Raw genomic sequence first — 19134 nt, forward strand, 5'->3', positions numbered from 1 at the left:
CAGGGAACCCTTCGGCACCGGTCCGGCGTCCCGTACCTCGGGAAGTCGGCGACTGGAGGCGGGACCGTGCGCAGTTTTGCCGGAGTGTTCATCGGCAAGCTCATCTTCGTGCTGATCTGTTTCACCTTCATGGGCCCGGTCTGCCTCGTCGTCGGCTACATGGCCTGGCGCGACGGTGCCGAGTTCACCTTCGTGGGACCCGCGATCGGTATCGGCCTCGCCATCACGGTGCCGATACCGTTCGTCGCCCTCAAGGCGGCGCGGGAGGACTTCCCCGGCATCACCCTCAGGAACCGCCTGGCCGACGGCGCCGAAACCTACGACGACGACACCTTCGTCATGCTGGTCCCCCGCTCCTCGGCGGCGACGGACGGCGCGCGGGTGGCACGGGCGGACGTCGTGAAGGCCACCTTGGTCAGCTACGACCCGGACAACGAGGCCACGTTCACGACCTATGGGGGCAACTACGCCCCGGCGGAGTTCACGGCCCGGGTGCGGCTGACGCTGCGGGTGCACGAGACCGACGGCGTGGCGGGGTTCGAGACGACGGACGACCGGCTGGTGCCGTCGCTGTGCCTGGCGGCGGTGACGGCGGGCCGCCTGGTGGTCAACGTCGACCCGGCGGACCCGGGGAAGGCCATGGTCCGGTGGCCGCGCAGTCTCATGCTGTCGGGCGTACGCGCCTTCAAGGTGATCGGCCTCGACGGACAGCGCACGGAACTGACCGGACGCCCGGACCTCCTCCTGGAAGGAATGCGGGGTACGGGGCCGGCCGGAGGTATCCCGATGACCGCCGACGCGATCGACCTGCGGCGCCTGGACGCGGAGACGGCGGCCCGGTACGGGGCTCTGGCGGAACGGGCCCGCGCCCTTCCGGCGGACCGCGCGCCGATCACGGAGCCGGGCGAGGAGGCCCGCTGGATCGTGGACGAACTACCGGGCGAGAAAGGTGAGTTCGGCCGTGTCAGCCGCCGGTGGGTGCGGCGGGGCGGCCACCTGGCACGCGGCCGGTTCCTCGAACTACGGGGTACGTGCACCTTCCAGACGCACGGCCCGGTCCTGGACACGGTGTTGCGGGTCGAACCGACGCACGGCAGCCCTCCCTTCCTCGCCGAGCGACGCCTCACGCTCCCGATGAACTACCTCGCGGTCCTGCACCGGACCCACGAAATCGTCCTCCAAGTCGCCCCGAACGGCCGCTCCTTCGTGATCGACTGGGCCCGCACCAACCTCCTGGCGGGCGTCACCCCGGCAAAGGTCATCTCTTTGGACGGCGAGGAGCACTCGCTCACGAACCGCCCCGACCTGATCTGGCCCCTGATGACCCTCCTGGCCACCCACGCCGTCTCCATCCCCGGCCCCACCCTGGACCTCCGCACCCGCCCCGCCGGCCCACTGGCAAACGAGGCGACGGCTCTACTCCGAGGACCAACCGCCGCGAACACGCCCCACCTCTAGGCCCCAGCCCCTCCGACCGCCGAGGAACCCTGGAACTCGGCCGGGACGGCGTCCATGAGCAGTTCGTCGACGGGCTGCCCGAGCCAATAGCCCGCCTGCCGAAGCCGCCCGGCGGTACGGAACCCGGCTTTCTCGTAGGCGGCGATCCCGGCGGCGTTCGGCGCCAGCACCTTCAGCCAGACCATGCGCAACGCCCCGAGGTGGAACCCCCAGTCGAGGGTGAGGCGGGCTGCCTCGGCCGCGTATCCCTTCCCCCGCTGCTCCGGGGCGAGGAGCATCACGAACTCGGCGGTGCGGACGAATGGGTTGACGCTCAGCACGGTCATTCCGACCGGGGCCAGGTCCTCCAAACGGACAACCTCGAACTGCGCGTAGTGGTGATTGCCCCGCTGCCCCTCCCAGCCCGCCTCCCGGACCTCCCAGGACTGAGGAAACTGATTGCCGTAGCCGAGCAAGGTGCCGGGGTCGTTCTCCCACCGGTGGTACTCGGCCAGCATCTCGCGACGCGGCTGCGCGAGACCGAGGCGGTCGGAGGTGAGGAGCGGGTGCGGAGGGTTGTGGGTCATGGGTCGATCCTTGGTCATGCCTCACCGCTGGGCGCGGACAGGGCCGTCTGGTGTGCACGTCGGGGTGTAGTGAGCGGTATCGGCGGGCTCGGCGACGGGATGCCCGGCACGGCCGGCCATCCAGGCATGCAGCCGTACCGGGTCCGTGGCGACACCGTGACGCCACTCCCCGCGCCGCCCGGCCAGGGCCAGGAGGACCGCCGCTGCGGTGGACTGCTCCAGGCAGGCCCAACGGGCGGGAACCACCGCGGAGACAAGGCGCACGGCGCGCACGGCGAGCAGGGTCTGTGTGTCGGACGCAGGAGGGAGTGAGCGGCCTATGCCGGCGAGCCGCACCACACGGGCGAACCTTCTCCGCCGGGTCCCCACCGCCTTGACGGCGAGGGTCACGACGATGGCAGGCACCGCACCCAGCAGCCACCGGAGCGGCACCGGATGCGGACGCGGTAGAACCGTGGGGACTTCGAGCGTCCCCCATGAGAAGGCAGAGCCGTCATGCCGCACCACGCTACCGGGCGGTGCGGAATCCGAGTCCCGGACGAGGGCGCGCAGTGTGGTGTTTCCGGTGCGGTAGTCGACTGTGACGAGGGCGTTCGGTGTTCGGACGGATACCTGATCAGCACCGGTCATCGTTCAGCCTCCGTTGCCGCTCCCAGACCGTGGCCGGGGCGCCCTCGACGGACTCCAGCCACATCTCGGCGCCCAGAACGGTCAACAGTGAGGGCCAGACAGTGTCCGCGCCGAGTGCGACCGCGCGTATCGCGGCCTGGAGAGGCGCCGGTTCGATCAGTCCCATCGCAGCCAGTCGGCCATCGGCCATCGAGAGGACGCGCGCGAGGTGGGACCGTACTCCGTGGTGGAAGTCTGCGGCGAAGACGCCCTTCGCGGCGCGGCCACGGTGGGACGGCGGCAGCAGGTCACCTACCGCGTCGATGAGCACCGGCTTGTACCGGCGAGCCGAGAACCGTTGCCAGGACGGTACGGAGACGACCGCCTCCAGCAGGGCTCCGTCGAAGTACGGGTTGTGCAGGTCGACACCCAGGGTCTCAGCGAGTTGGATGTCGGCGTGGGCGAGCCGGGCAGCCCCTCGGACATCCGCCACGAGCACCGCGTCCGCATTCCGGCCCGTCCCTGCGGTCACAGCCGGGGCGGCGGCCCACGGGGGCGTGGCGAGCCAGGGGCGAGCCAGCCTGTGGGCGTCACCTCGCAAGGCTGAGCGAATGACCGGCCAGGGGCTGGTTCTCCGCAGCCTTGCCCACGCGTGGGCGTCGGCGGTAGTGCGGATCAGACGACCGTGGCGTGCGAGGTCGGCAAGGTGAGTGGGCGGGGGAAGGAAGAGGTTGTCGCCACCGTCCCCCGTCAGGTGACACACCGTGCCGGTTCTGGCAACGGCTCTCAACTGCTCGGAAAACAGGGACCACAGAGGAGTAGACGGCGCAGGTTCGTCGGTCACCGGCAGCCGATCGCGGCCAGGAGCAAAGGGAAGGTGGCGGGGCCCGAGGGGAAAGTAGGTGCGGCTGAGGGACGGGATGGTGAGGGCACGGGCATAGGTCAGGTCGCCGCCCTCCGTGACGTCCTCGGGATGCAGAGTTGTCGTCGCGACCGGTCCGTACCGTGCCGCGATGACGGCGAGCGTCGTGGAGTCCGTCCCCGCGAGGTCCGCCGAGGCCGTGACCCCTTCAACTCGGGTCCGCACCCCTTCGGTCAAGGTGCGGCGCACCACGAGCAGGGCTTGTTCGTACGACCTCGCCGCAGGAACCCACCACTCGGACGCGGACGCTGCACCCGTCCCTGCGGCCAGGGTCAGGCAGTGCCCCGGCGGAATGGGCACAACCCCCGTCCATGCACTGCGATCCGCCCGGGGCATCTGGCGGTCGCACAGATATGAGGCCAGCCAGTCGGCATCGACACGGCTACGGGTCAGGCTCGACAGGGCGAACGAACTCGAACCCCAGACCACGCCGCCGGACGTCCGGACCATGTACAGCGGACAGGCCGAGGCGGCGTCGGTAATGATCTCGACATCACCTGACGATTGAAGCCGGACGACCGTGTACGTACCGGCCCAATCGCCCACCGTAGAGGCGAGGTTCCGGGCCGTGAGGGCTTCGCCGAGATCGGCGTGCTGGGCCGAGCAGGTGCCGAAGACGGTGATCCGGGCTCCCTCGCCGTCCCGCGTCCGCACCAGCCGGTCCGGCCAGGGACCAGCCGTCCACAAGGGCGGATCACTCCACACCATCCGTGCGCCGACCGGAATCGCCGCTCTTCCTGCTGACACACTTCCCCCGAACCACCGCACCTTCAACTCCCTCCGTTCCTGGGCGAATCGACCGGGCGACGGCCTCCGCCGGGGAGACCGCCGCCCTAAGGGTCAGCTGTACGGGGTCTGCTTGGACTCGACGCTGCTGCTGGTGCTGCCCTGCGTCAGGCTGACCGCGTCACCCAGGTCGATCACGAGCGGCAGAGTGCTGCCGTCCTCCGCGCTCTCCGAGCACGTCGTGAGGTCGTTCTGATGGTCCATGTGCGTCCTCCTGCTCTCATATGCACCGTCGTGAATGGTGCAACTGTCTCCATGACACCGGGATCGCCGACCGGTTCCCAGAGACGGAGTCGGGACGTTTTTGGGAGCGGAGGTGGGAGGTAAGTGGGACGCGACTGGGAGGCTCAGCCCGGCTGGAGAAGGTCGCGGACAGCCTGTTGGTAGACGGCGTGGACCTGCGGCAGTTCCGCGATCCGGGCTCGTTCGTCCACGCCGTGCAGGCCCTCGTACGCCAGGCCGAACCCGGCGGTCGCCGGGATGCCCTCGGCCGCGAGCAGGTTGCCGATGTTCGACGGGCCAGCGGTCTTGGCGCGTACGGAGAGCCCGGCCGCCGCGGCGGCGCGTAGCAGCGCTCCGGCCGGCTGCTGGTGTTCCTGGAGGCGGAACGGGGGCCAACTCGACACCGGGGTGACCTTGGTCGGGCGGGGGACGGGCAACTCGGCATCCAGTTCGGCGACGGCCTTTCGTACCAGGATCTCGGCGTGATCCGCGTCGAATGCGGGGGTGGTGCGTACGTCGACGTTCAGCTCACACAGGTCCGGAGTCACCGAGAACCCTTGGCCACCGTGGATGGACGTCACGGACAGTTTCGGTGGCAGGGGGAACCCTGAGTCGTGGTCGACGCCTGGCAGTTCGGCGGCGTCCAGCAGGCGCACGAGGTGAGCGGCACGGGAGATCGCTCCCACCACAGTGTGGCGGGAGCCGGAGTGGCCAGACGGAGCGTGCACCGCGATGGAGGCCCGCCACAGGCCACGGCCGCCGACCACGATCTCGTCAAGTCCCGGGTAGCCGATGAGCACTCCGGCGGGACGGGCGGCCCCGGGGTCGGCGAGGTAGGCGCGGGCACCGCCGAAGCCTCCCGTGTGTTCATCGACGTCGAGCAGGACGGCGAGCCCGCCATGCAGGGTTTCGGCGTGTTCTTGCAGGTCGGCGGCAATGTGGCAGAACATCGACGCCGCGAGCTTGGAGTCGGCGGCGCCTCGGCCCAGGAGCCAGCCGTCCGTGACGTCCCCGCAGACCGGCGGGAACGACCAGGCGGATTCGTCACCGAAGGGCGCGGTGTCCACACAGGCATCCAGCGTCCACCAAGGGCCTGGCCGACCGCCGGTGATCTCCACGAGCAGCCCCACCGCCCGCCCCGAGTCGTCGTGCAGGCGACGGTGCGGCAGCCCATTTTCGGCGAGCCACGTCTCCAGTACGGACAGGACGGGTCCGTACTCGTCGATCCCGGCCCGGCTCGGCTGCCTGATCAACTGCTGGGCCAGCGCGACTACGGACGCCGACCGGGCCTCGGTGGCCCACTGAATGCTGTCGCTCACGCTTCTCCCCGCTACCTGTCAGGTGGACCGTACCGGCAGGGCGCGGATCGCCTGGACGGTCTCCAGGGGCCGTGCCGACGCGCATGCCTCCCGACCATGGTGGACCAGGCCCGCCGCAGCCTCACGGCTGAGGAGGACACCGCAGTCGAATCCCTCCGCACCATGAAAGCTGGGCAGTGGAACGACTGCCGCGGTCTCCGAAGCCACGAAGAAACGCTCCAGGGCTTCCGGCGAGTCGACCAGGCCGACGTGGAGCGTCTTCACGCCGTTGCGGCGCGCCGACGGGTCGCGCAGTTCCAGCAGCCGCACGAGGTGGTCGGCAAGGGCACTGTGACGGGGAATGCCGTACAGCACTCGGTAGTGCACCAGGTCCGGCTGCCGCGTCACCGCCTCCTCGATCGCCGCGAGATACGCCCCTTCGCGGCTACGACTGCCTGTGACGACCAATTGTTCACGGGCACCGGTCACGACATCGACCATCGCCTCGACCAGATCGGCCCAGCGGGTCAATACCTTGACGACGACGGCGGTGCCCGAGTTCTCCAGGGCACTGGTCGCCGCACCGTCCTGATGGGCGAACAGCACCTCCGGCCTGTCTCGGTAGAGGCGACAGAGCCCGGCGCGGTTCCTGGTCCCCGTGCGGCGCCGACCGGACTCCCACGCGCTCAAGAGACTCGCGTCGGCAGCGCCACCGGTGATCCCGTTCAACGCGTCGGCCGCTTCCTCCAGTGTCATGTTCCGGGCGAGCCGGGCTCGCTTGAGCGCTGACTCCGGAGTAGGCAACGTGACCACGGCCGTACCCCCTCTCGCCCCTGTTCTGGCAAGTCTGCCCGTGGCTCGACCGGTTGGTGCCCAAGAAGTGGCCGGCCTAGCCAGGGGCGCATGGATCTGGCCATCTCGGGAGGGGAATCCGTCCGGTTCAGCACCAGCCGCAGGAGCGGGGTTCTCCACCAGCTGGCCGCGCGGAAGGGCGCCATCAGGAGTTCGCGTTCAGTTGGCGGAGCTGTCCGTGTCCTTCGTCTGAAGCACGAGACAGCTCCACCGGACGCTGTCGCGGCCGTGAAGATCGGGACGCTCACTGCGGTGGACCGTCCGCAGGCCGTACGCGGCGCCCAGTTCGGTCGTCTCGGCCGGGGACACGTCGAACATGTGGCGGCCATCGGGCACAGGGCCGTGGCGCAGATTGACGAAGAACCGGCCGCCAGGCAGCAGCAACGCGGCGATCCGGGCCATGGCGCGTTCGCGTTCCTCGGCGTCCAAATGCATCCACACCGCCGTGGCGAAGACCGCTTCGAACCGGCCTGCGTGCCGGCTCAGCGTCAAGTCCGGAAGAACGTCGTCGACCCAATCAATCCCGCTGTCCGCATGGATGCGTTGGCCATGCGCGCGCAGCTCCGCAGTCGGCTCGACAGCCACGACCCTGTGTCCACGGGCCGCCAGCGCGGCAGCATCGCGCCCGGTCCCCGCACCCACATCGAGGATGCGTCCGGGCTCGGCAGGGACCAGCTTCAGCACGTCGCGGTGGACTTCGCCGAAAGTGACCTCCTCGTACTGGACGGCCAGCGCATCCGCCGCCTCGGCGTACCCAGCGGTTCCCTCGGCCGGGCTGATGGCGTTCCTGACGGGGACCGATTGATCACTCATGGCCGGAGGCTACCGGCCCACTGGTTGTCCACATCACCCTGCCAGGTAGCGAAGGCAGCGAAGGAAGCTGGAGCAGTCCGTCGGGCACGACAGGATGAGGCAGTTCGATATAGTGAACGTATGGTTCATTCAATCCGGTACTGGTCTCTCTGATGGCGCCCCCGCCGTCCGGCCGCCGACCCGTCAGCAGTACCGCCGCCGCCGTCGGCGCGAAGATCCGCCTGCGTCGGCAGCAGCGCGGCATAAGCGCCGCGGAAATGGCCCGCCGCGCCGGACTGAGCAAGGCCACGTTGTCCCAACTGGAATCCGGCAACGGCAATCCGACGATCGACACCCTCGACGCGATCGCCGTCGCCCTGCGCATCCCGATCGCCGACCTGCTCGCGCGTGACGCCGACACCGGGCCGGTCTTCCGGCCGGGTACGGACGTCGAGCCCGGTGAGGTGTCCCGGGAACTTCTGCGCCGTATCAGTAGCGGCAACAGTCTGGAGATCTGGCGGTTGCGCATTCCGCCCGAGACGGAGTTGCCCGGCGTCCCGCACGCCACCGGCACGATCGAGCACCTGCTCATCGCCACCGGGTATGTCACCGCCGGCCCCGTCGACGCCCCGCAGGATCTCGGCCCCGGCGACATGCTCGCCTTCGCCGGAGACGCCCCGCACTTCTACCGCACCGGCGCCGACGAAGTGGACATCACCGTCGTCTTCGCCTCCCCCATCAGCACCTGAGTCATCAGCAACTCAGCCATCAGCACCTCAGCCGCAACCCCCTGAGTCATCAACCCCCGCGTCATCAACACCTGAGCCTGAGACCAAGGAACACCCCTCATGGGCACCAGCGTCACCCACATCGCCACCACCCCCGCCACCCCCGCCAGCCGCGCCTTCATCAGCGACAACATGGCCGGCGCATCCCCGCAGATAGCCCAGGCCGTCACCGACGCCGCCACCGGACACGTCCTGCCCTACGGCAACGACCCCTTCACCGACAGGGCCCGCCACAAGCTGAACGAGATCTTCGAGCGGGACGTCGATGTCTTCCCGGTCTCCACCGGCTCCGCCGCCAACGGCCTGAGCCTGGCCGCCCTCACCCCACCCTGGGGCAGCGTGCTCTCGCACCCCGACAGCCACATCAACCACGACGAATGCGGCGCCCCGGAGTTCTTCACCAACGGCGCCAAACTCGTCGGTGTACCGGGTCCCGACAGCAAGATCGACCCCGACGCGTTGCGGGTGGCGGTCCGCCGAAGGGCCGGTGACGTGCACACCGTGCAGCCGTCCGCCGTCAGCATCAGCCAGGCCACCGAGAGCGGCAGCGTCCACACCCTGGAGGAGATCCGCCGCCTGTCCGCCATCGCCAAGGACGCGGGGCTACGCGTTCACATGGACGGCGCCCGCTTCGCCAACGCCCTCGACCATCTCGGCGCCACCCCGGCCGAGATGACCTGGAAAGCCGGAATCGACGTCCTGTCCTTCGGCGCCACCAAGAACGGCGCGATGACCGCCGACGCCATCGTCTGCTTCGACTCCGCACTCGCCACCGAACTCGCCTTCCGCACCAAACGCGCGGGCCAACTCGCCGCCAAAATGCGGTTCCAGACGGCCCAGCTCGACGCGTACCTCACCGATGGCCTGTGGCTGCGCAACGCCCGCCAGGCCAACGCCATGGCCTCCCGGCTCGGCGACGGACTCAAGGCCATCCCCGGTACGGGCCTTCTGGCCACCCCGCAGGCCAACATCCTCTTCTGCCGCCTGCCCCCGCAGGTCACGGAGGGACTCCTCGCCGAGGGGTACGCCTTCTACCACGACCGGTGGGAACCGGGGATCGTCCGCTTCGTCACCGCCTTCTCGCACAGCGCGGACGACATCGACCAACTCCTCGACGCGGTACGCCGCCACACGCGCTGACCGGTATGAGCCGCCACCATGGAGCCGCCATCAGGGACGATCACGCGTCTGTCATTAGCGGCGACAAGCCGCAACTCGGCATTGAAGATCACGACGTTGGGGCGGCCAAGTTGCCGGCCTGGCCCCGCAGGATGCGTTCGAACCAGTCCGCAGTCAGTTCCGCGCATCGACCAGGTGAACCGGCCACGCGGAGTATCCCCACCACAGACCCCTGGAGAGGAATGTGCATCTGGTCGTGGAGTTCGGTGCCGAGCACGCCCTGCCCGTCGAAGAACGCACCGAAGACATGGGAAGTGACATTGGTTCCCGGCGTCACCGCACAGAGCAGGGCCAGCAGATGCGCGAACCCTGTCTCCTCGGGGCGGAGGACAAGGGTGTCGTCCGGGTCGCACGGCCAGGTGACGGCGCGCTCACGCAGGACGGACACGAACCTGCGCCGTGCGCCATCCAGCGTCTCGAACCCGTCCTTGTCGGCTTCTCCTACTGAGAACCAGGGCACGTACACGCGGCTGTCCATGGCCTGCACCGTAGCCGACAGGTGACTGATCAAGCCGACCCACCCAAGCCACGAGGAAGGTCACGTTCTACAGCAGAGTGCTAGGCGGCTTTGCGGGCGAGCAGGTGGATCTCCTTGAACTGCCGCCGGTCGGTGGGCTGCGGTTCGCGCACCATCCGGGCCACCTCCGCCAGCCCGGACTCGCTCAGCATCGCGGCCAGGTGATCAGGCCACCACCGGTAGGCCGGCGCGACCGCGTGATCGAAGACCTGCGTCGGATGAGACGGACCCTCGCTCGCCGAAAAGCCGATCAGAAGGTGGCCGCCAGGTGCCAGCACACGGTGGAACTCCCCCAGGATGACAGGGAGTTCCGGCGGCGGAGTGTGGATGACGGACCACCGCGAGAGTACGCCGTCTAGCACGCCGTCAGCGATGTCCAACGCGGCCATCGAGCCCACGTCGAATCGCAGACCCGGGTGGTCCTGTCGAGCCAACTCGACCATCGCGGAAGAGGCATCAACACCAAACGCCGCCAGCCCCAACTCACCCAGATAGGCAGTGACATAGCCGGGCCCACACCCCAGGTCCGCGACCTGACCGCCTCCGACCCCGTCCCCCCTCGCACGTACGACCTCGGCGAAGGCGCCCAGGATCGCGCGGTCCAGGGGACTGTCACGCAGCGAGTCGCGGAACAGTTCCGCGTAGGTGGGGGCGGCGGCGTCGTAGGACTCGCGGGTGGCACTCAGGGCATCGTGTTCGACCATGCCCGCGACAGTAGTTCCCGTTCAGGGAGGGGGGTCATGTTCAGCGCGGCCCGTCGCCCTTGATGCCCTCGATGAACTTCGACCAGGCCGAGGCGTTGAAGGTTAGCGAGGGCTCGTACGGGGTCTTGCTGTCGCGGATGGGGACGGTTCCGTGCGCGTGGGACGGAGCCCATTCCAGGCAGTTGGCGCCCTCTTCGTCGCTGTAGCTCGACTTGACCCAGTCGACGGAGCCATGGGAGGTCACAGTGTCTCCATAACATTGCGGATGAGTTCTGCGGATGCGTCAGGTGAGAGTGCCAGCGCCGTGAGCACATCGTAGGACCGGCTCAGATATCTCGCCGTCTCGGGATCTTCGATGATCGCGCTCGACTTGATTCCCTCCGTGTACACAACTACAGGACCGGTGCGGGGCGTCAGGACCGACAGGGGACCGGCCATCAGACTGTGGCAGCCCGCGTTCAAGGGCAGCACCTGGATCAGGCTCGTGGGGCGCTTTCCGTGCGAGAGCAACGCAACCAACTGCTCCCGCATCACGTCCGGGCCCCCAACAGTGCGCCTGATCACCGACTCGCAGATCACGACGGACAAGACGGTTGGCACACTCCGCTGGAGGATTTTCTGCCGGGCGATCCGGAATCGCACCATGGCCGCGATCTCTTCCTCACTGGGACGGGGATTGGCCTTCCGGAACAGAGTGCGAGCGTACTCGGGCGTCTGGAGAAGGCCCGGCACCACACTCGACGACCACTCAGCGATGGCTACCATGTCCGGCTCCAGCTTCATCCGCTTTCGCACTCGCGCCGGATGCCCCTCGGCCTGGATCCGCCCGTAAATCTCTTTGAACTTCCCCTCCGTACCGAATACTCGATCGAACCCCGCCGGTAGATGAGGTGGGATCGGGAAGTCGCCGCCGCTCTCGATTCGGGAAATCGTGGAGCTGGACGTCCTTACCTCCCGAGCCAGTTGGGCCTGGGTCCACTTCCCCGCCGGACGTAACTCCCTGGCGTCCCGAAGCGCCTCCCCGAATTCCTGTCGGGGATTGCTCACCCTGCCGTCACCCTCGCTCTGTTCGACCACTCTTTGCCTCCTCCACCACGGCTCTGAAAATTCCGGCCCTGCTCCCGTTCCCGCACGTCAGCCGCATCCGCATATGCCGCGCAGCCCAACGTGCAGGTTGGATAAGAAAACCCTTCCGCAGGACGCACAGCCGGTCGCAGGCTGAACATCCCAGCTCACCCAGCGTAGAAGGGAGTTCCCTGCCGTGCCGGAGAAATCCGAGACCCCACCGCGCCACCCATTCGAGCCCCTGTTCGGTGAAATCGTGAGCGACGTCTCGAACGGTCGCACCGGACGCGTCATGGACCGGGTCGGCGGCTGCTATCAGCTCCGGCCACTGAACGGCGGTGTCGAGTGGGACGCCGCGCCCTCGAACCTCAGACCCGCCCCCCTTTCCGACGCCCTCAGCGAAGCCGTCGCCGAGGCCAACACCCGTAGCCGTAAGGGAAATTGAGGAATGACCACTCACCGTCGTGTATGCGGGGCGCAGGCGCTCATGCCTTTACGACTCGTCGCCATGATGCTGCGGTCCCTTCCGCTGTCCGGCGGTAATCCGCTCGACGTCGAGACCTTTCTCCGGTGTGAGATCGAGGAGCACGCCACCGGTCAACACATCGATCTCGTCTGGCAGTTGGACGGCTCCGCGCGCGGGGAGGTCTGGGTGCACTGGACGGACGGGTGCGAACCCGGCTGGGTCGCGGTACTGCCGGACTGCCCCGCCGACAACGGTCGGCCCATCCCGTACGACGAAGCCTGCACCCTGTTCACCCGGCACCCCGGAGCGCACAGCTTCGAACTGGCCGATCCGGCGGCGGACGCGATCCGGGAGTCGGTCGAGTACCGGCTGCTCAAGGCGGAACTGGACGCCGTGTTCCGCAAGTCACGCAAGTCGCGCGATACGCCGTGATCCTTCGTGATACTCGCCCCATGGAATCCGAAACCCCCACCGGCCTTCCCGCCCTCCTGCGCACCCTCCGCGTCTGGGACGTCGACCTGCCCGACTTCGACCCGGAATCCGCCCCGACCGACCCCGTACCCCTGTTCGAGTCGTGGTTCGCGGACGCCGTGGCCGCCGGGCAGGTCGAGCCGCACGTGATGTCACTGGCGACCGCCGGCGCGGACGGGCTGCCCGATGTGCGGTACGTGATGCTGCACGGCGCCGACCGGCGCGGCTGGCAGTTCGCGACGCACGCCGTCAGCCGGAAGGGTCGGCAACTCGCGGAACGCCCGTACGCGGCGCTCGGTTTCTACTGGCCCGCGCTCGGACGGCAGGTACGGGTACGGGGGCCAGTCGTCCCGGCGTCCGAAGCCGAGAGTCAGGGCGACTTGCACGCCCGGTCCACGGGAGCTCTCGCCGCCGCCCTCGTCGGCCGGCAAAGTGACGTTCTCGGAGACGCGGACGAGCTGGCCCGCGTATCCGACCTCGCCTGGGAACGGGCCGGGCGCGAACCCCGTACCCCCGTCCCCTCCTGGACCGTCTACACCCTCGCCCCGGACGAGGTCGAGTTCTTCCAGGGCGACGAGCGACGACGACATGTGCGGCTGCGGTACCGGAGGGACAGCCGACAAGGCGCACAGGGCACTTGGGTCAAGGAGTTGCTGTGGCCGTGAAGTCGTACGTCGCGAAGTCGCCCATCGGGCGGTAACCGATGCGCTGGTACACGCTGTTGCTCGTCGGGTTGCCGAGGTCCGTGAAGAGCAGGACCTCGTCCGCTCCCCCGTCCCGCGCGGCCCGCGAGACCTCCGCCGTCACCGCCGCCGCGTACCCGCGTCGGCGTTGGTCGGGCGGGGTGTAGACCGGGGCTACGCGGACCTGGCCCGCGATGCGCCGCGTCACGCCCGCCAGGGCGACCGGGGTGCCGTCCACCTCCCAGAGGGTGAGGCCGGCGTACATGAGCCGGGAGTCGACCCAGGTGTCCGAATCCATCAGGTTCCGTTCACCGATGTCGCGCGCGAAGGCGACGTGCCAGCGGCGCAGCAGGTCCCGGTCGGCCTCGATGGCGGGGCGCGGGGTGCCCGGTGGGGCGGGGTCGGGCGGCGTGAGGGTGTCGAGGCGGTAGAGGCGTTCGGCGCGGAGGGGGGTGGGGTGGGCGCCGGTGCTGGTGCGGGTACGGGTGTGGGTACGGGTGTGCCAGGCGGTGGCGAAGGCGTCGACCGTGGGGCGGCGGCCGGTCACTCCCGAGAGCCCCGCCGTGGCCTGGTCGTCCGCCAGGGTCGCCGCGAGTGATTCCACCGCGTCCTCCGGCACCGTACCGAGCAGCAGCCGGCGCGGGGGCGTCCGCACCCACGCCCCCGTGACGGTGCCGCCCTCGCCGACCAGCGTCCCGAACACCGGCGGCTCGTCCCCGTACGCCTGAAGTCCGCTGCGGCGCAGGGCGTCCGTGACGCTCAGCAGCACGGTGTGCGGGGCGGGGGTGGAGCGCAGGTGCGGGCCCGCGCGGTCGAGGAAGCGGTCCAGGTCGTGGGTGAGGTGCCAGCCGGGCGTATCCGTGATGGGGACTGTCATGGGGTACGAGGTATCAAGCGGCGGCCCTCACGGGCACCCCTTTTTTTTCGCTCACCCACTTTCCGCCCACTGATTTCGCCCACTGATTTCGCCCGCTACGGCACCTCGTACGGCTCCGGTTCCGGGTCCGTGGCGAGTCGGGCGTGCAGATGCGCGTCCCGGAACTGATCCCACCGCCCCGCCTCGGGCATCGCCCCCCGCAGCGTCCCCTCGTACCGGTACCCGCAGCGCTCCGCGATCCGGCACGACACGTCATGGCCGAGCGCGTGTCCGAGTTCGATACGGAACAGCGTCAGCTCGGTGAAGGCCCACCCGCTGACCAGGTCGAGCGCGCGGCCCGCGACCCGCCTCCCCCGGGCCTCCGGCAGGATCCAGTAGCCGACGCGGGCCAGTCGCATGTTCTGGTCGATCTCGTTGAGGCCGATGTGCCCGAGGATCGTGCCGGTGTCGGCGTCCGTGACGCAGAAGGAGGCGACCCTGCCCGTCTCCGCGCTCTTGACGCGCGCCCGCAGCGACTCGTACGCGTCCGCGAGGTCGTCCACCTGTCTCAGCGGGGTGTTCCAGCGGCGGAATTCCGGATCGATCAGGCCGCGCAGCCAGGCGTCGGCGTCCACCGGGTCGTCGGCCCGCCAGGGGCGGAGGTGGAGGCCCTGGCCCCGTATCTCGGCGTCGGTCAGCGAGTGCGTCGTCATCGTTTCATTGAACACGTACATGTCCGTCGGTTCCCAGCGGGCGGAACACCGGTACCGCGAGACCGTCGGCGACGGTACGGAAGGCGACCTCCAGATCCATCCCCACCTCCAGGTCCCAGGCGGTTTCCAGCAGGTCCGGGGCGGTCTCCGGGGCGCCGTCCACCACCTCCGTCATCATCCTCGGCCCCTCCGCCAGGTCGACCACGGCCGCCACATACGGCGTACGGTCCCCGAACGGCGGCAGGTCATTGCGGTACACGACGGACCACGTATAGAGCGTCGCCCGGCCGCTCGCCCGCTCCCACCTCCCGTGCTCACTCCAACAGAACGGGCAGAACTCGCGCGGATAGTGATGCGCCCGCCCGCACGCCCCGCACCGCCGCACCAGCAGCCGGCCCTCGGCGGCGGCCTCCCAGTACGGGCGCGTGAAGGCATCGGGCTCGGGCACGTCGTAACGGATCTCAGCCGAGTTGTTCGGACTCATCCGAACAGTCCGATCGCGTTGTCCACGGACCACGTCTGCCAGGACATCGCGAACAGCGCGACGACCGAGATGAGCGCCATCATCGCGTTCTGCCCCTGCTCGGCCCAGTCGTGGATCATCAGGACGAGATAGAGGAGGTTGAGGAGGAGGCCGCCGACGAGGGCGACCGGGGTGAGGAAGCCCAGTACGAGGCCGAGGCCGAGGGCGAGTTCGGCGTACACGACGACGTACGCCATGGCGCGGGGGCGCGGCGCGACGACCCGATCGAAGCCGCTACGCACCACCGGCCAGCGGTGTTTCGCGGCGACGTCCGACGCCCACGCGATACCCGTACCGCGTTCGAACCAGCCCTTCTTGTCCTTGTGCCGCCAGCTCTCCAGCCACCACAGGCCGAGTCCGATACGCAGCACGGCGAGCCATTCGGCGCCGGTGAGCCAGATCGCGTCCATGCCGGAACTCTCCTCGGGGGGTTCTCATCTGACGGTACGTCAGTTCAGCGCATCGGACGGGGGCCTCGCAAGAGGCGGGACACTTCGGGTCCTGTGATCAATTCGCAACGCATTCCGGCCTTGACCGAGACCAATCAACTCAGAACGGGATTACGCTCCCGTTCATGGCCGACTCCACAGCCCGCCCCCGCGCCGCCGCACCCCGCCCCTCGGACCGCCCGGTGTACGTCATCGGCGGCGGCCCCGGCGGCCTCGCGGCGGCGTACGCGCTGCGGGCCAGGGGTGTACGGGCCGTCGTCCTGGAGCGGTCCGACCGTGTCGGCGCGTCCTGGCGCGGGCACTACGACCGGCTGCGGCTGCACACGACGCGGCGGCTGTCCGCACTGCCGGGACTGTCGATGCCTCGTTCCTTCGGGCGCTGGGTCGCGCGCGACAACGTCGTCCGTTACCTGGAGAAATACGCCGAGCACCACGAGCTGGAGATCGTCACCGGCGTCGAGGTGCACCGCGTCGACCGGGACCCCGACGGCGAGGGCTGGCTGCTGCACGCCACGGGCGGCCGGGAACTGTCCGGCGCCGCCGTGGTGATCGCGACCGGCTACAACCACACCCCGTATCTGCCGTCCTGGCCGGGGCGCGAGAGCTTCGCCGGTGAGCTGCGGCACGCGAGCGAGTACCGCGCACCCGGTCCCTACGCCGGTCGCGACGTCCTCGTGGTCGGCGTCGGCAACACGGGCGCCGAGATCGCCGTCGACCTGCTTGAGGGCGGCGCCGCGCGGGTACGGCTCGCCGTGCGGACCGTTCCGCACATCGTCCGGCGTTCCACGGCGGGCTGGCCCGCCCAGGCCACGGGCATCATCTGCCGGCGCCTTCCGGTACGCGTCGTGGACCGGCTCGCGCGTCCGCTCGCCCGGATCAGCGTGCCCGATCTGTCGGCCCAGGGGCTGCCGCGGCCGGAGACCGGTCTGTACTCGCGGGTGCGCGAGGGGGCGATCCCCGTGCAGGACGTCGGGCTGATCGACGCGGTGCGCAGGGGGCGGGTCGAGATCGTGGCCGCCGTCGAATCCTTCGAGGACGGCAAGGTGGTCCTCGCGGACGGTACGCGGATCGAACCGGACGCCGTCGTCGCCGCGACGGGGTACCGCCGGGGTCTTGAGCACCTCGTCGGCCATCTCGATGTCCTCGATGCGGGCGGCCACCCGCTCGGCCATGGCTCCCGGGCCCCGAAGAACGCCCCCGGCCTCTTCTTCACCGGCTTCACCAATCCCATCAGCGGAATGTTCCGGGAGATGGCGATCGACGCGGGACGCATAGCGCGGGCCGTCGCGGGGACGCTCCGCTAGAGGGCCGGTACGGGGGCCTCGGACCGTGGGTGCTGGTTGCGCCCACGCGGCGGAGCCGCAAATGTCACAGCCCCGCGCCCCTTAACCCCCGCCGGAGCGCCGGTGCGGAAGCCTCAGGCCGTCGGTGGCTGATCGCGCAGTTCCCCGCGCCCCTGACGGGGCGCTTTGCCGCGCGGGACAGGCGCCCCGACCGGCCGTCCCGTAGCGTGAGATCTGTCTCGGAGGTGGGTTATGGGTGGGTCGAAGGTTGAGCGGGTGCCTCGTAAGCCGTATGAGCGGGAGTTGCTGCGGCTTCAGGTTGAGTTGGTGAAGCTTCAGGAGTGGGTGCGTGCTGAGGGTGTGCGGCTTGTTGTTGTCTTCGAGGGACGTGACGCCGCCGGTAAGGGCGGCACCATCAAGCGCGTCGCCGAACACCTCAACCCCCGCGTCGCCCGTATCGTCGCGCTGCCGACGCCCACCGAGCGCGAGCGCGGCCAGTGGTACTTCCAGCGGTACGCCCCCCATCTCCCGGCACCCGGCGAGGTCTCCCTCTTCGACCGGAGCTGGTACAACCGCGCCGGCGTCGAGCACGTCATGGGCTTCTGCACCAAGGTCGAGTACCAGCGCTTCCTGCACCAGTGCCCCATCTTCGAACGCATGCTGGTCGAGGACGGCATCCTGCTGCGCAAGTACTGGTTCTCGGTGAGCGACGAGGAGCAGCAGCGGCGGTTCCACAAGCGTCTGGACGATCCGACCCGGCGCTGGAAGCTCTCCCCGATGGACCTGGAGTCGATCAACCGCTGGGAGGCGTACTCGCGCGCCAAGGACGAGATGCTCGTCCACACCGACATCCCCGAGGCGCCCTGGTACGTGGTCGAGAGCGACGACAAGCGCCGCGCCCGGCTAAACATGATCGCCCACCTGCTGTCGACCGTGCCGTACCGCGAGATCCCGCCGCCCGCCGTCTCGATCCCGCCCCGACCGCCGTCCACGGGGTACGAGCGCCCGCCGCGCGACCTCCAGACGTACGTGCCCGACCACGCGGCGTCCCTCCTGCGCTGAGGGCCCGCCCCGGGACCCTTCCTGGAAAAGTGGCCAGATCGCCAATACCCCTCTTCGATCCGGCCACTTCTCCCGCACGACCCCCTGCCCCCGCGCCCCCACCCATCAGGACCCAACGCGCGGAAATTCCTTACCGGTCACCCGACCCGTCCCGGTACAGTCCGGCCGACCCACGGCAGGAACGACCACCAGACATACGGCACGGGAGATCACATGACGTCCATCGTCCGGCACATCACCTTCGACTGCGCACCCCCGCACGAGCCGTACGCGATCGCCGAGTTCTGGAGCCAGGTCCTCGGCCACCCGGTCGACCCGATCGACTCCCCCGGCGACGACGAGGTGGCCCTTGAGGTCCCCGACGGCCTCCCCACGCTCCTCTTCGTCCGCGTACCGGAAGCGAAGACTCTGAAGAACCGCGTCCACCTCGACCTCCAGCCGGACCGCCCCCGCGACGAGGAAGTGGAACGCCTCACGGCCCTCGGCGCCACCATCGCGGACGACCGACGCAAGCCGAACGGCCGCGGCTGGGCCGTCCTCGCGGACCCCGCGGGCAACGAATTCTGCATAGAGGTCAGCACCGCGGAGCGCGAGGCGATCACCGCCAAGGAATCCGGCTGAGTCCACCGACGCGCCAAAGACCCGCCGACCGGCCCCCATTACCGGCCATTTCCCCCGCCGCCACGGATGAGACACGCTACTCGCGGGTACGTCCGGGGCGGCGGATGCGTGAGGGGTGGTCCCCGGAGGGTGAGCCTCCGGGGCCGGTGAAGGGTGCCGGCCCCGGCTCCGCCCCATTCCCTTGCTGCATACCCGTTCCTGACGCAGCGTCAGTTCAGTAATCTGACTGTGCGTCAGTTAAGTTGCTGT

Annotated in this window: 24 protein-coding genes; 9 read left to right on the plus strand and 15 right to left on the minus strand. The window is 69.3% G+C overall.

Annotated features, from left to right (window positions below):
• Positions 1–66: 66 nt before the first annotated feature.
• Positions 67–1458: a hypothetical protein gene (locus ACFVT5_RS11255; RefSeq protein ID WP_389884398.1), complete on the plus strand. Its 1392-nt coding sequence runs from the start codon at positions 67–69 to the stop codon at positions 1456–1458.
• Here ACFVT5_RS11255 and ACFVT5_RS11260 read toward each other — a convergent pair.
• The 7 genes from ACFVT5_RS11260 to ACFVT5_RS11290 all read right to left on the minus strand — a co-directional run bounded on the left by ACFVT5_RS11260 (position 1455) and on the right by ACFVT5_RS11290 (position 7526).
• Positions 1455–2024 (minus strand): GNAT family N-acetyltransferase, encoded by a 570-nt coding sequence (locus ACFVT5_RS11260; protein ID WP_389884400.1) that lies wholly within the window; start codon positions 2022–2024, stop codon positions 1455–1457. The genes ACFVT5_RS11255 and ACFVT5_RS11260 overlap by 4 nt on opposite strands.
• A gap of 21 nt (positions 2025–2045) precedes the next feature.
• Entirely contained in the window at positions 2046–2654 is a 609-nt protein-coding gene (locus ACFVT5_RS11265) for a lasso peptide biosynthesis B2 protein (protein ID WP_389884403.1), read from the minus strand.
• Complete coding sequence (locus ACFVT5_RS11270; RefSeq protein WP_389884406.1) at positions 2641–4323, minus strand: albusnodin/ikarugamycin family macrolactam cyclase; 1683 nt, start codon at positions 4321–4323, stop codon at positions 2641–2643. Before ACFVT5_RS11270 ends, ACFVT5_RS11265 begins: the two co-directional genes overlap by 14 nt.
• 72 nt (positions 4324–4395) lie before the next feature.
• Complete coding sequence (locus tag ACFVT5_RS11275) at positions 4396–4545, minus strand: albusnodin family lasso peptide (protein WP_389884409.1); 150 nt, start codon at positions 4543–4545, stop codon at positions 4396–4398.
• A 143-nt stretch (positions 4546–4688) separates the two neighbouring features.
• On the minus strand, positions 4689–5882 hold the full coding sequence (locus ACFVT5_RS11280) for a M20 family metallopeptidase (RefSeq protein WP_389884412.1): 1194 nt from the start codon (positions 5880–5882) through the stop codon (positions 4689–4691).
• Positions 5883–5900: 18 nt separating this feature from the next.
• Entirely contained in the window at positions 5901–6674 is a 774-nt protein-coding gene (locus ACFVT5_RS11285) for an XRE family transcriptional regulator (protein WP_389884415.1), read from the minus strand.
• Positions 6675–6872: 198 nt separating this feature from the next.
• A complete protein-coding gene (locus tag ACFVT5_RS11290) occupies positions 6873–7526 on the minus strand; it encodes a class I SAM-dependent methyltransferase (protein ID WP_389884418.1) in 654 nt (217 codons plus the stop codon).
• 152 nt (positions 7527–7678) lie between these two features.
• On the opposite strand from ACFVT5_RS11290, the gene ACFVT5_RS11295 reads away from it, so the two are divergent.
• Complete coding sequence (locus tag ACFVT5_RS11295; protein WP_389884421.1) at positions 7679–8254, plus strand: helix-turn-helix domain-containing protein; 576 nt, start codon at positions 7679–7681, stop codon at positions 8252–8254.
• A gap of 99 nt (positions 8255–8353) precedes the next feature.
• On the plus strand, positions 8354–9433 hold the full coding sequence (locus ACFVT5_RS11300) for a threonine aldolase family protein (RefSeq protein ID WP_389884424.1): 1080 nt from the start codon (positions 8354–8356) through the stop codon (positions 9431–9433).
• A gap of 88 nt (positions 9434–9521) precedes the next feature.
• On the opposite strand, the gene ACFVT5_RS11305 is transcribed toward ACFVT5_RS11300, so the two are convergent.
• The 4 genes from ACFVT5_RS11305 to ACFVT5_RS11320 all read right to left on the minus strand — a co-directional run bounded on the left by ACFVT5_RS11305 (position 9522) and on the right by ACFVT5_RS11320 (position 11770).
• Positions 9522–9950, minus strand: coding sequence for a hypothetical protein (locus tag ACFVT5_RS11305; RefSeq protein ID WP_389884427.1), 429 nt, complete (start codon positions 9948–9950; stop codon positions 9522–9524).
• An 80-nt stretch (positions 9951–10030) separates the two neighbouring features.
• Positions 10031–10693 carry a class I SAM-dependent methyltransferase gene (locus tag ACFVT5_RS11310; protein WP_389884430.1) on the minus strand — a complete coding sequence of 221 codons (663 nt, stop codon included), beginning with the start codon at positions 10691–10693 and terminating at the stop codon, positions 10031–10033.
• Positions 10694–10733: 40 nt separating this feature from the next.
• Positions 10734–10937 (minus strand): DUF397 domain-containing protein, encoded by a 204-nt coding sequence (locus ACFVT5_RS11315; RefSeq protein ID WP_389884432.1) that lies wholly within the window; start codon positions 10935–10937, stop codon positions 10734–10736.
• Positions 10934–11770, minus strand: a complete 837-nt coding sequence (locus ACFVT5_RS11320; RefSeq protein ID WP_389884435.1) for a Scr1 family TA system antitoxin-like transcriptional regulator — start codon at positions 11768–11770, stop codon at positions 10934–10936. Before ACFVT5_RS11320 ends, ACFVT5_RS11315 begins: the two co-directional genes overlap by 4 nt.
• A 244-nt stretch (positions 11771–12014) precedes the next feature.
• Between ACFVT5_RS11320 and ACFVT5_RS11325 the strand changes: the two genes are divergently transcribed.
• The 3 genes from ACFVT5_RS11325 to ACFVT5_RS11335 are packed head-to-tail and all read left to right on the plus strand — an operon-like array spanning position 12015 to position 13360.
• Positions 12015–12203 (plus strand): hypothetical protein, encoded by a 189-nt coding sequence (locus ACFVT5_RS11325; RefSeq protein WP_389884438.1) that lies wholly within the window; start codon positions 12015–12017, stop codon positions 12201–12203.
• 42 nt (positions 12204–12245) lie between these two features.
• Positions 12246–12656, plus strand: a complete 411-nt coding sequence (locus tag ACFVT5_RS11330; protein ID WP_389884441.1) for a hypothetical protein — start codon at positions 12246–12248, stop codon at positions 12654–12656.
• 20 nt (positions 12657–12676) lie between these two features.
• Complete coding sequence (locus ACFVT5_RS11335) at positions 12677–13360, plus strand: pyridoxal 5'-phosphate synthase (RefSeq protein ID WP_389884444.1); 684 nt, start codon at positions 12677–12679, stop codon at positions 13358–13360.
• Here the strand turns inward: ACFVT5_RS11335 and ACFVT5_RS11340 are convergent.
• The 4 genes from ACFVT5_RS11340 to ACFVT5_RS11355 form a co-directional block, all read right to left on the minus strand.
• Entirely contained in the window at positions 13338–14255 is a 918-nt protein-coding gene (locus ACFVT5_RS11340) for a GNAT family N-acetyltransferase (protein ID WP_389884447.1), read from the minus strand. The genes ACFVT5_RS11335 and ACFVT5_RS11340 overlap by 23 nt on opposite strands.
• 95 nt (positions 14256–14350) lie before the next feature.
• Entirely contained in the window at positions 14351–14947 is a 597-nt protein-coding gene (locus ACFVT5_RS11345) for a GNAT family N-acetyltransferase (RefSeq protein ID WP_389884450.1), read from the minus strand.
• A 4-nt stretch (positions 14948–14951) separates the two neighbouring features.
• On the minus strand, positions 14952–15431 hold the full coding sequence (locus ACFVT5_RS11350) for a Zn-ribbon domain-containing OB-fold protein (protein ID WP_389884453.1): 480 nt from the start codon (positions 15429–15431) through the stop codon (positions 14952–14954).
• Positions 15428–15880, minus strand: a complete 453-nt coding sequence (locus ACFVT5_RS11355; RefSeq protein WP_389884455.1) for a DoxX family protein — start codon at positions 15878–15880, stop codon at positions 15428–15430. Before ACFVT5_RS11355 ends, ACFVT5_RS11350 begins: the two co-directional genes overlap by 4 nt.
• A gap of 164 nt (positions 15881–16044) precedes the next feature.
• On the opposite strand from ACFVT5_RS11355, the gene ACFVT5_RS11360 reads away from it, so the two are divergent.
• The 3 genes from ACFVT5_RS11360 to ACFVT5_RS11370 all read left to right on the plus strand — a co-directional run bounded on the left by ACFVT5_RS11360 (position 16045) and on the right by ACFVT5_RS11370 (position 18885).
• Positions 16045–17223: a flavin-containing monooxygenase gene (locus ACFVT5_RS11360; protein ID WP_389884458.1), complete on the plus strand. Its 1179-nt coding sequence runs from the start codon at positions 16045–16047 to the stop codon at positions 17221–17223.
• Between the two features lie 231 nt (positions 17224–17454).
• On the plus strand, positions 17455–18264 hold the full coding sequence (gene ppk2 / locus ACFVT5_RS11365) for a polyphosphate kinase 2 (RefSeq protein WP_389884461.1): 810 nt from the start codon (positions 17455–17457) through the stop codon (positions 18262–18264).
• A gap of 213 nt (positions 18265–18477) precedes the next feature.
• On the plus strand, positions 18478–18885 hold the full coding sequence (locus ACFVT5_RS11370) for a VOC family protein (RefSeq protein ID WP_389884464.1): 408 nt from the start codon (positions 18478–18480) through the stop codon (positions 18883–18885).
• Positions 18886–19134 lie beyond the last annotated feature (249 nt).

It is taken from the genome of Streptomyces sp. NPDC058001 (assembly GCF_042886315.1).
GTDB lineage: Bacteria > Actinomycetota > Actinomycetes > Streptomycetales > Streptomycetaceae > Streptomyces.